Annotated in this window: 12 protein-coding genes and 1 pseudogene; 10 read left to right on the top strand and 3 right to left on the bottom strand. The window is 72.0% G+C overall.

Annotated features, from left to right (window positions below):
* Positions 1-60 precede the first annotated feature (60 nt).
* Positions 61-312, top strand: a complete 252-nt coding sequence (locus AB0D18_RS18885) for a hypothetical protein (RefSeq protein ID WP_362419271.1) — start codon at positions 61-63, stop codon at positions 310-312.
* Between the two features lie 608 nt (positions 313-920).
* Complete coding sequence (locus AB0D18_RS18880; protein WP_362419268.1) at positions 921-1,364, top strand: hypothetical protein; 444 nt, start codon at positions 921-923, stop codon at positions 1,362-1,364.
* 127 nt (positions 1,365-1,491) lie between these two features.
* Here AB0D18_RS18880 and AB0D18_RS18875 read toward each other — a convergent pair whose 3' ends face one another.
* Both AB0D18_RS18875 and AB0D18_RS18870 read right to left on the bottom strand, forming a co-directional pair.
* A complete protein-coding gene (locus tag AB0D18_RS18875) occupies positions 1,492-1,761 on the bottom strand; it encodes a hypothetical protein (RefSeq protein ID WP_362419265.1) in 270 nt (89 codons plus the stop codon).
* 83 nt (positions 1,762-1,844) lie between these two features.
* Positions 1,845-2,060, bottom strand: coding sequence for a hypothetical protein (locus AB0D18_RS18870; protein ID WP_362419262.1), 216 nt, complete (start codon positions 2,058-2,060; stop codon positions 1,845-1,847).
* 433 nt (positions 2,061-2,493) lie between these two features.
* Between AB0D18_RS18870 and AB0D18_RS18865 the strand changes: the two genes are divergently transcribed.
* Positions 2,494-2,760: a hypothetical protein gene (locus AB0D18_RS18865; RefSeq protein ID WP_362419259.1), complete on the top strand. Its 267-nt coding sequence runs from the start codon at positions 2,494-2,496 to the stop codon at positions 2,758-2,760.
* A gap of 184 nt (positions 2,761-2,944) precedes the next feature.
* On the top strand, positions 2,945-3,463 hold the full coding sequence (locus AB0D18_RS18860; RefSeq protein WP_362419256.1) for a hypothetical protein: 519 nt from the start codon (positions 2,945-2,947) through the stop codon (positions 3,461-3,463).
* A 162-nt stretch (positions 3,464-3,625) separates the two neighbouring features.
* Here the strand turns inward: AB0D18_RS18860 and AB0D18_RS18855 are convergent.
* Positions 3,626-3,978 (bottom strand): annotated as a pseudogene (locus AB0D18_RS18855) (transposase); the annotation flags it as partial.
* A 105-nt stretch (positions 3,979-4,083) separates the two neighbouring features.
* On the opposite strand from AB0D18_RS18855, the gene AB0D18_RS18850 reads away from it, so the two are divergent.
* The 6 genes from AB0D18_RS18850 to AB0D18_RS18825 all read left to right on the top strand — a co-directional run bounded on the left by AB0D18_RS18850 (position 4,084) and on the right by AB0D18_RS18825 (position 13,153).
* Positions 4,084-4,251, top strand: a complete 168-nt coding sequence (locus tag AB0D18_RS18850; protein ID WP_362419253.1) for a thiomuracin/GE37468 family thiazolyl RiPP peptide — start codon at positions 4,084-4,086, stop codon at positions 4,249-4,251.
* Positions 4,252-4,354: 103 nt separating this feature from the next.
* The gene (locus tag AB0D18_RS18845; protein ID WP_362419250.1) at positions 4,355-7,033 is read left to right on the top strand and encodes a lantibiotic dehydratase; all 2,679 of its coding nucleotides are present in this window, start codon (positions 4,355-4,357) and stop codon (positions 7,031-7,033) included.
* Positions 7,026-7,991 carry a lantibiotic dehydratase C-terminal domain-containing protein gene (locus AB0D18_RS18840; RefSeq protein ID WP_362419247.1) on the top strand — a complete coding sequence of 322 codons (966 nt, stop codon included), beginning with the start codon at positions 7,026-7,028 and terminating at the stop codon, positions 7,989-7,991. The genes AB0D18_RS18845 and AB0D18_RS18840 overlap by 8 nt, the downstream gene beginning before the upstream one ends.
* Positions 7,988-9,178, top strand: a complete 1,191-nt coding sequence (locus AB0D18_RS18835; protein WP_362419244.1) for a thiopeptide maturation pyridine synthase — start codon at positions 7,988-7,990, stop codon at positions 9,176-9,178. The genes AB0D18_RS18840 and AB0D18_RS18835 overlap by 4 nt, the downstream gene beginning before the upstream one ends.
* The gene (locus AB0D18_RS18830; protein ID WP_362419241.1) at positions 9,163-11,196 is read left to right on the top strand and encodes a hypothetical protein; all 2,034 of its coding nucleotides are present in this window, start codon (positions 9,163-9,165) and stop codon (positions 11,194-11,196) included. The genes AB0D18_RS18835 and AB0D18_RS18830 overlap by 16 nt, the downstream gene beginning before the upstream one ends.
* Positions 11,183-13,153: a TOMM precursor leader peptide-binding protein gene (locus AB0D18_RS18825; protein ID WP_362419238.1), complete on the top strand. Its 1,971-nt coding sequence runs from the start codon at positions 11,183-11,185 to the stop codon at positions 13,151-13,153. The genes AB0D18_RS18830 and AB0D18_RS18825 overlap by 14 nt, the downstream gene beginning before the upstream one ends.
* Position 13,154: the final 1 nt, after the last annotated feature.

The following is a 13,154-nucleotide window of genomic DNA, read 5'->3' as shown; positions in this document are numbered from 1 at the left end:
CCGGAGGACTCTCTGTCAGTGGAGGTCGCAGGTCCGGGGCGCCCCTGGTACGCGTCTTTCATGACGCACAAGACCGTCGACCGGGCAGGCATTCCGGATGAAAGTCCGGACAACCAGCGGGTACTGGCGTGTGGAGAGGGCATCACAAGGCCCGGATGCCGTATTGCGTCGCTCGGCGGCCACCGGTGGCGGATCGAGACGCTTGCCCCTGCGCCTCAGGATCACCCGTACCGCATCCTGTACGTGCAGTGGCCCTCGGGCCGCCCCGGCGAACCGGAGAACTGGGCATCGTGGAAACTCCCCACCCCCTGAGCGCCATGGCTCGCGATCACGCGGGTCTGGCTCGCTGGGCCCTTGGGCGCATGGCCGCCGCAGTGGCAGAAGACGTCCGGTTCGGCGCGGAGGCGCAATACGTTCAGCACCGTGTTCCGAAAGACCTCTCCGGCCGCTACGGCTGGCACGGCGTGGAGCGCTTCGGCGAAGCAGAGGTCCCGTCCACGGGGCGACTCCATATCGATTCCGAATCCAGCGCCCGTCTGCGCCGGGAGGACGAAGCCGCCGGCGACCCTCTCCTCTCACTCTGTGATCCCGCTCGACTGGTGAGCGGCGTGGCCGGCGCATCGGCCGGGCAATGCGCCTGGAGCGAGGGACGTCCCTGCGTCGACGTCACGCTGGTCCCGAATCCCCGGGCCGCCGACCCACAGGACCCCTGGCTCCCGCCGGGGGCGGCTCACCTGACTGTCGGCGTGGACACCGCCACCGGATTCCTCCTGCACGCCCGCGCCTACGACGCACAGGGGTGTTTCCGCTCCGGTCGTCTTCGCCACCTGCGTACTTCTGCGGACGAAAGTTCACCGAGCGCCGATGAGCCGTGGGCATCAGAGAGCACGAAGGGAGCAGCTTGCTGCGTGCTGGCGCGCATGGCGACCAGCCTGCTCGATCCCGTACGGCTGAGCGCCGACGTCACGACCGATCCGGAGATCGGATCGGAACTGTCGGTCGCAAGTGTGCCGTCCCACCGCTCCTGGGCCGTCACCCCTCGGGGCGCGACCGCGAGGACGGTGGAAATGAGCGGCGACTACGAACCCGACCAGGCCGACCCCGCAGCCGCCAGACTCGCGGAACTGCTCACCCCGGCCCGCATCGTGTCGCACCTCGCAGAGGTCACGGGGGCCGGGCCGGCCTCCGTCATCGCCGTGGTCCGGCCCATGCGCACCTTCCCCTTCAGCGCCTGGGCCCCGGAAGAAGGCCTCACCTGCCACTTCACACTCGACCCCGCCACGGGCATCCTGCTGCAGGCCCAGACCATGGACGGGCTGCAGACGCTCTTCCGTAACGAAGTCGCCGCTCACCTGGCCTGGTAGGCCCTTGCGGATCGCGACGCGCAGGATCTACTGCGCTTCTTCGCGAAGATCCTCGGCCCAATGCCGAGCCCGAAGACCCCCGTTTGGCTCCTGCGCGGAAGGCGGTCGACTCGCTGTTGGAGGACCTTCAAGGGCGCTGACGTGCCGTGAGGAGCTGCCGATACTCCCGGACGGCCTGATCGTCGATCTCGTATGCCAGGTCTTCGGTCAGCTCCCACAGGTGGTTGACGTTGTCCGGGCCGACGGCGACCGCGTCGGCCCGGGGCAAGGTGTAGGAGGCACAGAACGCAGCCTGGAACTTCGTTGCCGGGGCCGAATCCCGCAAGAAGATCGGCGGATCGAAGCCCTCCCACACACCGCCTGGGCGGTGCTTCCGCCGAAGGGGCTCATGCGCCACACCCGCACCGGAAACGGCACACCGAGCGTGCCGCTGCGGCAGCCGCCTGGAAGGGACGGCCCGCATGACCCTGACCGCTTCTTCTAGTTCTGCTGCTGCTCGTGGTCAGTCTGCTCGTTGGCACCGGCGTTGCGGCCCGTGCTCCACCACTGTCCCGCCTGGGCGTTTTCGGTCACCGGGGCTCTTGCCGCAATGATGCTCACGGCCACCGCTGCCGGACTGCTCATCGCGGTCACCCACAACTGACGCCACTCGGCGACATGTTCACCCGTGCCGACGGTGCCCCACAGGCTCTTCATCCTAGATATCCGAGGTGATACCCAGGACGGCGACCACGAACGCTCAGACCGACCAAGTGAGCCCTCGGTTGTGGGTGCGAGCTTTCACCACCAGGCCGTCACTCGAAGACCAGACCACTCGAAGGAGTGACCCTCGTCAGAGTGGCGGAGGAGGCTTTCATGCCGCCCCTGAAAATTCGCGACTAATGTCGACCGGGTTCCTTCATCCTTGTTCGGGTGAAGTCTCTTCTGGGGCCGTTGGCCGTCCTGTCGGCCGATCGGTCCCTCGCGTTGTGGAGTTCCCTGATCCGTTTTCACGGTTTTCGCTGTTCGGCGGAGGCGTGCGCTGCGCGATCAGCGTGCGGAAAGGCACCGGAAAGGCTCCGAGTTGGTTGCCATCAGCGCCGGAACCCTCCCCGCCGTGCCGAACCGAACCCGACGTAAGGAGAAGGGCATGATGCAGCACGTCCGCCGGGGGATCGCGAGGATCCTCCCGGCAGCGCCCGAAATTAGCATTCCGATCTCGGATGCCGTGCAAACCGGAGTGCGGAGTATCACCGTGCTGACGCTTCGCTTCGGATCCGCACTGGCACTTGGAGTTGTGGTCGCCGCCGTTGTGCGGCCCGAATCGTTTCCAGTCCAGCTGTTGTGCGCGGTGTCGGTGGCCACTTTCGCCGACCGCAGCGGGCTGACGTATCTGAGGATCCGCCGCACGTGCTGATGCCCCGACGGCCCGGAGTGTGAGACCGGTGGCCGCTTCGGACGAGGCGGCCACCGGTCTCACACTGAACGCAGCGCACGCTCGCACGGCTTACCCATGGCTTAGCCCGTTCCTTGCAGCGTGCTGCGCCTTCCGGCGCGCACCCAGCACACTTCCCGACGGACCATCAGAGGTGAGGTTCTCGATGCTGCGGCAATCCAGCTCTTCTGGACCGCAGAACGCCGCCGCGCCCGAGGTAAGGAAGCCCGTACGACTTGCCCCGCGCCTTTGCACCGGCCCGGGAACCGCCACGTCCTATGCCGCTTTCTGCCAGGACTACGGGCGGGTCTACCGGCAGTACGCCAGCTCCGTCACCGGATGCGCGGTCACCGGGGGGCGCCTCGCCGACGTCGCCTTCCGTGAGCTCGGTGCCCCGTGGCACACGGTCCTGCGGAGCGCTGTTCCCTCCGCGCTGGGGTGGGCGCTGCTCTGCGCGACGACCGCCTCCCACCGTACGGCTACCGCACGCATGCTTCACCAGGTCCTCGGCCCGCGCGGGGCGGATGCCCTGGTCCTCTACTACAGGCTGGGCCTGACTATGCATCAGGTCGGGCCTGCGATGGGGGTGGATCCGTCCACTTTCGATCTGTGCCGGCGGAGCGCCCTGCGGAAGGCTGCCTGTCTCGGCCAGTGGGCGCATATGCCAGAGTTGAATGCCCTCTGACCTGGGGAAGGGGTGCGCCGGAGCATTTCAGGTCACCTTGACCGCCAAGGCGCTCCGAACAGTTTCACCTGCGGGTGGAAGCGGGTAGCTGTGGGTCGGCCAGCCTTCTAGCATGGCGTCTCCACCTCCGGAGAACTGCCGCGTCCGAGGGGGGCGCGTGCGGCCGTCGGCGGTCACGGCCATCACCTCGTAGACCGGACGGTTCGCGACCTGCCCGTCACAAATCTTGTTGACGGCATCGACGAACAGGACCGGATAGACGCGGTCCAGCGGCCGGCTGAACCATTCCGCCATGCCCTCCCTCACCTTGTCGGTGATTGGGGTATTGATCGCCTTGGACACGCTCGCAGCGTTGGCCTCGGCCAGGTGCGCGGAGATTTCCCCGTGCGTCAGGCCCTTCGCGGCAGGGACAGCACCATCTCCTTCACACCGGTCAGGCGCCTCTGGCGCTTCTTGACAATGGTTGGCTCGACCGTGCCCGCCAGGTCCCGGGGCGCCTTGACCTCCGCCGGGCCGACACCGTGCCGTAGACCTGCCGTAGTCCTGCCATAGATGTCGGCCGGTGAAGGTTTCGACAAGCGGTGCACCACGGTGGTGCACCCAACTCGAAGGAGCCGGATATGAACACCGACAAGCTGCTCGCCGACCTCGACAAGCTGGACATCGACACCATCGAGCTTCCGCAGGACGCGTCGTTCGAGTCGCTGGCCACCGGTCACGCCGTGACCGAGATCGGGGCCTCCTGCCCCGGTTGCATCCGGACCAAGCTCGGCAGTCTTGTCGTCTGACGCACAGCACTACCAGCGGGTGTCCCAGCTCATGGGGCACCCGCTGTTCCTCCGGTGCCGCCGAGTCGGGCGCCCGGAGAGTCGACCACTCCGGGAGAAGTACATGGTTCGCAATCCGGGCCGTTCCGCCACGGCCACCGTCTCCGATCTGGTCCTGGTCCGGGTCGCCGGACTGCCCGTCACCGCGCTGGAGGAGCTGCGCTCCCCCGCCACCTGGGAGACCGTCCGGCGCGCTGTCGCCGAGCGGGCCCGGCTGGCACAGGAGGGACGCGCCCTCGCCGACCACTGCTACGTGCTGATCGGCGACCACGCCGGACACCCGCTCAAGCCCGCCCTGGTCGCGCTCCGCCGTGACCTGCACAACTCCCGTCCGCCGACCGGCGCGCTGCGGCGCGCCGAGGTCCGTGCCGCACTGCCCGCCGACCTTTTGGCCGAGGTCGAACAGTGGGCCGCGCGGCTGGCCGAGGCCGACCGGACCCCCGAGGACCTGCCCGCTGTGTTCACGGCCGAGCAGCACAGGGCCCGATCGCGGCTGCGCCACCACGTTGCGGATGACGCCCTGCGCTTTGGCCTCGTCCAGGGGAGCCCCGCCCTCTCGGACGAACTCGACGCCTGGCTCACCGGGCCCGACACCGCCGAGCCGGACCGCACGGTGCCGCTGAAGCTCGCCAAGTACCTGACCCGGATAGTGGCCAAGACCAGTCCGTACGCGACCTTCACCCTCACCGGGTCGGCCTGCTGGGTGCCGCACGGCCCGGCGGTGCAGCCGACCGGCCGTTGGTCCTGGCGCAGCGCGGTGGAGCCCAACGTGTGGCTGGCGCAGAAGGCGGCCCGCGCCCTGGCCCGGCATCCGGAGGCGGCCGCCTCACTGCATGTACGGGTCAATCCGAGCGCCGTCGAACAGGACGGCAGCCTGTGGTTCACCGGCCGCGACCGCTCGGGCGAGGTCCATGGCGTCACCGCGAGCGCGACGCTGCGGGCCTGCCTGGAGCAGGTCGGGGCGGACGGCACCACGGTGGCCGCGCTCCGCGCCCACCTCGGCGGGGGCGAGCCGGCCGTCGCCTTGGTGGACCGGCTGCTCGCGACGGGGCTGCTCGACCTCCAACTGCCCTTCGCCGACCAGTCGCACGACCCGCTCGGTGAGCTGCTCGGCTGGGTGGACAGCTGGCTGGACGGCGTGACGATCCCCGACAGCGAGGCCCTCCGGCAGACACTCGGCACGCTCCGGGGGGCCATCCGCCGCTACCCGGACCTGACCGAAGTGGCCGGCCGGCGGGCCCGGCACACCCAGGTGGAGGCCTCGGTGGAACGGCTGTTCGCGCTGCCGGGCATCCAGGAGACGTATGCCGCGGCTCTGCCGAGGAAGAACCTCTTCCACGAGAACGCCGTGCTGTCCGACCCTGTCCTGAACTGCAACCGGACACGCTGGCAGCCGGCCTTGGACGACCTGGACCTGCTGCGTCGGCTGCTAGCCGTGTTCCGGCACGACACCGTCGTCGCGCTGGTCGCCGCACCCGCGTTCGCCGAGCGGTACGGGCCCGGCGCCCGGGTGCCGTACACGGTGTACTACCGGGACCTGCTGCGTTCCATGGCCGTCGGCGCGCCGGAGCGGGGGGCGGCCGCTGAGCTGCGCGCGCTGGTCCGGCAGACCGCAGGCGCCGAACACTCCACTGCGACCAGCACCGTCGCCCGGGTGCGGACTCTGCACCAACTGCGGCAGCGACTGCTGGAGCTGCTGCGGTCCGCCCCGGAGCAATCACCGGGAATCGCCGCAGTGGACCGCGACGCGCTCGCCGAGCAGCTCGGCTCCTGGCCCTCGTACGTCATGCCCGCACGCTCGATCTCCGTGTACGCGCAGCAGGCGGCGGGTCCAGCGGCCGACGAGGACGTCCGGCTGGTACTCAATGGGGTGGGCCCCGGCTACGGGCAGTACCGCAGCCGACTGCACCGGATGCTCGAACTCACCGGCTCCCCGGCCGCCGAGCGGGCCGCCCGGGTGCTCGACGGGGACGACGAGCTGCTCGCGGAGAACGACGGCTGCTTCGACAGCAACGTCAACCTGCGCAGCCCCTCGGTCCGGCTGACGATCGACCTGCCGGGGGTGACCGGTGCGCGGAGAGCTGCCGACCGTGTCCCGTTGTCCGCGCTCGTGGTGGCGCCCAACCGCGCGTCCGGGCGGCTGGAGTTGCGCGTCGGCGACGAGGGGCCCGCCGTCCGCCCGCTCCACCTGGGCACCATGGTCAGCAGCCAGCTCCCCCCGGCGATCCGGCTGCTGGTCGAGCTCTTCGGCGACACCCCGAACTCCGCGACCGGCACCTGGTGGCTGTTCGCCGACATCCCGGACGGCACCCGTCGGCAGGTGACCGCCCGGCCGCGGCTCGACCTCGGCCGGGTGACCCTCGCCCGCGCCTCCTGGACCGTCCCGGCAGAGCTCGTCCCGGTGCGGCACGGCCACGAGTCGGAGGCCGAGTACCTGCTCCGGCTGGCCGTCTGGTTTGCCGAACAGGGCATCCCCAGCCGGTGTTTCGTCCGGCTGGTTAAGGACGACCGGCGAAGGACGGGCGCCGTGATCGCCGACAAGGACCTCAAGCCGATGTACGTCGACCTGGCCAATTGGTTCCTGGTCAAGCTGTTGGAGCGGCTGGTACGCAACCGCGTGGGCCAGGTGCTCTTCCAGGAGGCGCTGCCGGACCTCGGCCACGCCCCCGACCTCGGCCAGGCCGGTCGCCGGGTCACCGAGTTCGTCCTGGAGCTCACCGAGCAGGGGGTCCACCGTGACTGACCGGCCGTGGGTGAGCCTGCACGCCTTCCACACCAGCGGCACGGACGCACTGCTCACCGGGGCGGTGGCCCCGCTGCTGGCAACGCTGGAGCACCGGGGCCTGATCACCGGCCACTTCTTCCTCCGCTACTGGGAGGGAGGGCCGCACCTGCGGCTGCGGCTGCGGTGCGCGCCCGCCGATGCGACCGCCTCCCCGGCAGCCGTCACCGCACAGGCCACCGACGCACTGGTCGGCTGGCTGGCCGGACGGCCAGCCGATAAGCGTCCGTCGGCCGACGAACTGGCCCGGCTCTCGGGGCAGTTGGCCCAAGCTGAGGGGCTGCACGACTTCGACCGGCGGATCCGCACCCGGGACGGTGTCGAGCGCATACCCTACCGGCCCGAGTACCGGGCCTACGGCGGGCCGGAAGCGGTGGCTGCGGTGGAGCGGCACTTCACCGACTCCTCGCGGATCGCGCTGGAGCTGCTGACGGCCGGCGCCGACCTGCGGCAGCGGGCCGCCTTCGCGCTGACCGCCCAGCTGCTGGCGCTGGCGGCCTGGGAGCCGGACCGGGAGCGGATCGGCGCCCTGTTCGCCCTGACCCCACGCCTGCCTGCCCCGCCGGTGCCCGACGCCCTCCGCCAACGCGCCGAATTGTGCTGGCAGTTGGCGAGCGGTACCGCCCCCGCCGAGGTAGGTGGACCGAGCGCGGCCTGGTGGCGATCGGTCCGCCGCCTGCGCGCCGAACTCGCGGCCCTGCACGAGGGTGGCCGGCTCGCGCCCACCGCCACCGACCCGCTGTACGGCCTGGACGCCACCGCCCTCCAGCCCGGTGACCGCGCTGTCCTGGTCGTCCTGATGCGGTGCGTCCACCTGCTGCACAACCGGCTGGGGCTCACCACCGACCGGGAACTGCACCTCAGGTCCCTGGTCGGCGCTGCCCTCATCTGCCGGAACGACACCGAGGAGACTTCATGAAGACCCAGAGCACCACAAGCACCACCACGACTGCGGAGTCTGCCACTGCCGCGCAGTGGCGCAGCATCCAGGTCCGCTACTACGCCGAGGACAAGGACAACCTCGTCCTCGACGCCGTCCGCCCCCTGTTCCGACGCTTCGCCGGGGAGATCGGCAGCCCCTACCTCACACGGCACTGGCGGCGCGGACCGCATCTGCGCCTCAACTTCATGGCCACCGAGGAGGACTGGCAGAACACCGTACTGCCCGGCGCGCGGCACGAGCTCGCCGAGTACCTGCGCGCATCCCCCTCCACGACCGTGCTCGACCAGCAGGCCCACGCCGCCGCGCACAGCCGGATGGCGCAGGCCGAGGACGAGCGGGGCCCGCTGTTCCCCTGGCACCCGGACAACACCCTGCAGCACGAGCCCTATGAGAACCGGCTGCACATCCTCGGCAGCCGACGGCTCGCCGAGCTGCTCGACTCCGCGTACGCGGCGAGCTGCGAGCAGCTGTTCGCCATGCTGGAGCGGGTGCGCGGCGGCCACGACAGCCGCAGTGGCATCGCGCTGGACCTGATGGTCGCGTTCGCCCATGTGAGTGTCCCGCCGATCACCAAGGGATTCAGCTCCTACCGCGCCCATGCCGAGGGCTTTCTGAGCCGCTGCCAGGACCCGTCGGCGGTGCGGAACGCGCTCGACGCGGAGTACCGCAGCAGGCGGCCCGCGCTGGAACGGCGGGTCTCCGCCGTCCTGGAGACCCTGGACGGCGACGGGCAGGTGCCCTTCGTCCGGTGGTGGGCGCAGCACACCGCCGAGGTCAAGGCCGCCGCGGAGCCGTTGCTTGAGGCGGGGCAGATCTCACTGGACCACCACCTGCCGCAGACCCCGCAGGTGCCGATCGGGCTGTCGCCGACGGACGGGCAGAACTCGTACCTGGACCTGCTGCTGGTCAATCCGACCTACCAGCAGGAGGTGCTCGCCACCGTCTGGCACCGCAGTCACCGGCTGGCGATCAACGTGCTCTACACCCAACTCAACCGGCTGGGCATCGTGCCGAGGCAGCGCTTGCTGCTCTGCCACCTGGTCGCCAATACCGTCGAGGACCTCTTCGGGGTCTCCGCGGAGGAGCGTGGCCGCGCCTACGTGGCCGCGCACCCGGCCCCCTTCGACCGCGGTACGGGGGAGGGCCCGTGCGACCGCGCCTGAAGGAGGACGTGCGCTTCGCCCCTGTCGAGGGCGGGGTGTTCGTGCAGGGATCGCGGGGCTCTTTCATGGTGCCGGGCGGCGGCGCCGGCACTTGGCTGGAGCGGCTGGCCCCGCACCTGACCGGGGAGCACTCGCTGGCCGAGCTGACGGCGGGGCTGTCCCCGAAGAAGGGGGCCGTGGTCGGCGACCTGGTGCGGCTGCTGCACCGGGCCGGGTTCGTCGCCGACGCGCGGGAAGACCGGCCGCACGGCCTGAGCGAGGAGGAGCGGCGGGAATATGCCGACCTGATCGCGTTCGTCGGGTACGCGCTCGACTCGGCGGACCACCGGTTCCAGCGCTACCGCGACCACCGCCTGGTGGTGGCCGGCGACGGCCCCCTGGTGGCGGCCCTTGTGCCGGCAGCGGTACGCACCGGCTGCCGCCGGGTGGAGGTGGTCGCGAGCGGCACTGCGGCCGACCAACTGGCCGAGCAGGCCGCGGCGGTCCTCCGGGACCGGCGGCAGGAGGTGGTGCTCCACGCCTCACTGGACAAGGTCGCGGCGCTCGGGGAAGCCACGGTGCTCCACGTGTGCACCGGCACGGACACCGGTGAGGTCCGAGCGGTGGCCGAGCACTGTTCCCGGTCGGGTGCTGTGCTCGGGCAGCTGCTGGCGGCCGGGGACGAAGCCTGGATCCGCCCGGCCGCTCCAGCCGGACCGGACGCCGGCTCATCGTGGCGGCGGCTGGAACCAGCGACCGGTCCGGCCGGGCGGGAGGGCGGGGCCGACGCCTGGGCCGCATGCAGGCTCGCCGGCCCGGTGCCGGCGCTGCTCGCCCATCAGCTGCTGCTGGGCTGGTTCCGCCGCGCGACCGGCCTCGCTGAGCCGTCGGCGTCCGAACCCCTCTCCCCGGGCCCCGGACGATCGGCCCCGCCCGGCGGCACCGACCTCGTCCGGGTCGACCTGCGGACCCTGGAGGCGAGCCGTCACCACGCCCTGCCGCACCCGGCGGACCGACCCGTGCAGCAGCCCGCGCACTGCCTCGGCACCACCCGGATCGACGGCGCGCGACCGGGCGGCAGGCCTGGAGAGGCCCGTGCCCGGGCCGCGCTGCAGGACCGTGTGAGTGGCGCTCCCGCTGACCCGCAGGATCTGCTGCACCGCGCGGCGCGCGCCGTCGACCCCCGCACCGGGCTGCTCCGCGCCGTGGACGAGGGCAACCTGCCGCAGTCACCGTTGTGGAGCTGCTGGGCCGAGCCCGCGGACCCCTTCCGGTCGGACCGGCCCGGAGCGCCCCAACCGTCCATGGTCCTCGGCCACGGCCTCGACCGCGACGAAGCCCGGCTGCGCGCCCTGCTCGCCGGCCTCGCCGCGTACGCCGCGCTCGTCGTCGCACGACCCGGCCCCGACGACGGCCTGGTCTGGGGCCAGGACCTGGTCACCGGCGACCTCGTCCAGGTGCCCGCCCCTCGCACCCGAGCCGGTACCGCGGCAGGCCTCAGCTGGGCCGAGGCAGTGCTCACCGGCCTCTACCAGCAGGTCGAACGACATGTCGAACAGCACGCCGGACGGCACAAGGCCCACCGGCCTGCTGGCCCGCTGGCGGCTGGCGCCGGCGAGCGGCAGCCGCACGAGCGCGGCGAGCGGTTGCTCGGGCTTCTGCACACCATCGCGGCGCCCGGGCTCCGCGACCTCACCGAGCTGTTCGGCATCCCTGTCTGCGAGGTCCGCATCGGCCCCGACACCGGCCTCGCCGCCGGCCCCAGCTGGGCCACCGCCCGGGCTGCCGCGGCGGAACGGGCGCTGCTCGCCTGGCAGTTCCGTACGGCAGTCGGCCCCGGCGGCTCGGCCGCCCCAGAACTGTCCACCGGCGCACCCACCCGCCCGGTCCCGCCAGGACCGCAGCCCTGGCAGCCGCTCGCGGTGGCCCTGCACGCCCGGGGGCTGCACGCGGTCGCCGTCCCACTCGACCAGGATGCCCAGGCCACCGCCCTGCTCCCCTACCTCGTCCAGGTGGTGATGACCGATGCCCGGCCGTGACCCCGCCGCGAGTGTGGCCCTGCTTGGCGCCGACTGGCTGGCCGCTGCCCTCCGCGCGGAGCTGGCCCCCCGCCCGCTGCTGACCGCCCCCGTATCCGACCGGCACCTGCCGCACCCGCCCGGCCCCGACGCCCGCGTGCTCGTTGCCGAGGACCCGTTCGGCGACGAAACGCACCGTCGGATCGCCCGTGCCTGGGCAGCCGGCTCCGACCGGGCCTGGCTCCCGCTGCGGCTGGACAGCGGCACCGCCCTGCTCGGCCCCGCGGTGCTGCCGCGCACCCCGGGCTGCCCGGAGTGCGCCGACCGTCGGCACCCGGCGAACAGCCCGCACCCGGCCGGACTCCGCGCCCTGCTCACCGAGGGCCCGACGGCGCAGTCGGCACCCGGACCGTTCGCGCTGGAGCCACTTGCCCTGCTGGTCGCCGACGAGGCGCGGCAGCTGGCTGACGCCGATCCGACGGACGCACGTACCGCCGGGGCTCGGCTGCGCCTGGACCTCACCACCCTGGCGGTGACCCGCCACCTGGTGGTTCCCGACTCGCGCTGCCCGCTCTGCGCCGCCCCGCTGGTCCCCGGCCCGGCCGCCGCCCGGCCCCGCTGGTCCCCGGCACCGAAGCCGGACCCGGGCAGCACCCGGCTCCGCAGCCTCTCGCCGGAAGGGCTGGAGCGGTGCTACGCCGACCCGGTAACCGGGCTGGTGTCCGCCGTCGACACCTGGGCGGAGCCGAACGCGGCCTGCGCCGTCGCCCGGCTGGCACCCGCTCTCGCCGAGGACGCCACTGGCTTCGGGCACGGCCGGGCCCGGGACTTCGCCACGGCCCGGCTCACCGCCGTCCTGGAGGCGCTGGAGCGGTACGGCGGCGAGCGACCGCGCAGCCCGCTCGCCCCCGTCACCGCGCGGTTCGACGAGGTCGCGTCGGACGCCGTCGATCCGTTCTCGCTCGGCCTGCACTCTCCCGGCCAGCACCGCCGCCCCGGCTTCCCTCTGGCGGAGTTCGACCCCGCGGAGCCGATCGGCTGGCTGTGGGGGTACTCCTTCGCCCGGGAGCGGCCGGTCCTGGTGCCGCAGAGCTACACGTGCTTCGGCCCGACCGGGCCGGGCGATCGGCGGTTCGTCTACGAGACCTCCAACGGGCTCGCCCTCGGTGGGTCCTGGACGGAGGCCGCACTGCACGGACTGCTCGAAGTCGCCGAGCGGGACGCCTTCCTGACCACCTGGTACACCCGCCTGCCCGCCCCCCGGGTCGATCTCGACTCGGCTGCGGACCGGCGCATCCCGCTGCTCACTGAGCGGACCCGGCAGGAGCACGGCTACCAACTGCACGCCTTCGCCACCGTGCTGGAGCAGCGCGTGCCCGCCTTCTGGGTGGCCGCGCAGGACCTGTACGGACGCGCGGACCATCCGGCGCTGCTGTGCGGCGCAGGCGCCCATCTCGACCCCGAACGGGCCCTGCTCCGCGCGCTGGACGAGCTCACCGGCTTCCTGGCCGGAGCCGTCAAGCAGCACGACCGGGCCCGGGCGGCCCGGCTGCTGGCCGACCCGGACGCCGTCGAGGAGATGGAGGACCACGCCCAGCTGTACGGGCATCCAGAGGCCTTCGAGCGGCTCGACTTCCTGTTTCGCGACGGGCCCGCCGTGCCCACGGGCAGCCTCGCGCGGGAGCTGCCCTGGCCGGAGTACGAGGACCTCGGCCAGGACCTCGCCGAGCTGGTCCAGCGCTACCTGGACACCGGCCTGGACGTGGTCGTGGTCGACCTAACGGCGTCGGAGCACCGGTCGGCTGAGCTGTCCTGCGTCAAGGTGATCGTCCCCGGCGCTGTCCCGATGAGCTTCGGTCACCGGTTCCGGCGGGTGGACGGGCTGCCGCGGCTGCTCTCCGCCCCGCGTCGGCTCGGGCACCGCGACCGGGACCTGGAGTCGGCCGAGCTGAATCCGTATCCGCACCCCTTCCCCTGAC

The organism is Streptomyces sp. NPDC048442, assembly GCF_040651475.1.
Lineage (GTDB): Bacteria > Actinomycetota > Actinomycetes > Streptomycetales > Streptomycetaceae > Streptomyces.
This window is presented reverse-complemented; position numbering and strand designations above follow the sequence as displayed.

Excerpts from the sequence above, each read along its gene's own strand:
- AB0D18_RS18835 (WP_362419244.1), top strand. The coding sequence starts at position 7,988 with ATGAAGACCCAGAGCACCACAAGCACCACCACGACTGCGGAGTCTGCC.
- AB0D18_RS18885 (WP_362419271.1), top strand. The coding sequence starts at position 61 with ATGACGCACAAGACCGTCGACCGGGCAGGCATTCCGGATGAAAGTCCG.
- AB0D18_RS18845 (WP_362419250.1), top strand. The coding sequence starts at position 4,355 with ATGGTTCGCAATCCGGGCCGTTCCGCCACGGCCACCGTCTCCGATCTG.
- AB0D18_RS18850 (WP_362419253.1), top strand. The coding sequence starts at position 4,084 with ATGAACACCGACAAGCTGCTCGCCGACCTCGACAAGCTGGACATCGAC.
- AB0D18_RS18860 (WP_362419256.1), top strand. The coding sequence starts at position 2,945 with ATGCTGCGGCAATCCAGCTCTTCTGGACCGCAGAACGCCGCCGCGCCC.
- AB0D18_RS18825 (WP_362419238.1), top strand. The coding sequence starts at position 11,183 with ATGCCCGGCCGTGACCCCGCCGCGAGTGTGGCCCTGCTTGGCGCCGAC.
- AB0D18_RS18870 (WP_362419262.1), bottom strand. The coding sequence starts at position 2,060 with ATGAAGAGCCTGTGGGGCACCGTCGGCACGGGTGAACATGTCGCCGAG.
- AB0D18_RS18865 (WP_362419259.1), top strand. The coding sequence starts at position 2,494 with ATGATGCAGCACGTCCGCCGGGGGATCGCGAGGATCCTCCCGGCAGCG.
- AB0D18_RS18880 (WP_362419268.1), top strand. The coding sequence starts at position 921 with ATGGCGACCAGCCTGCTCGATCCCGTACGGCTGAGCGCCGACGTCACG.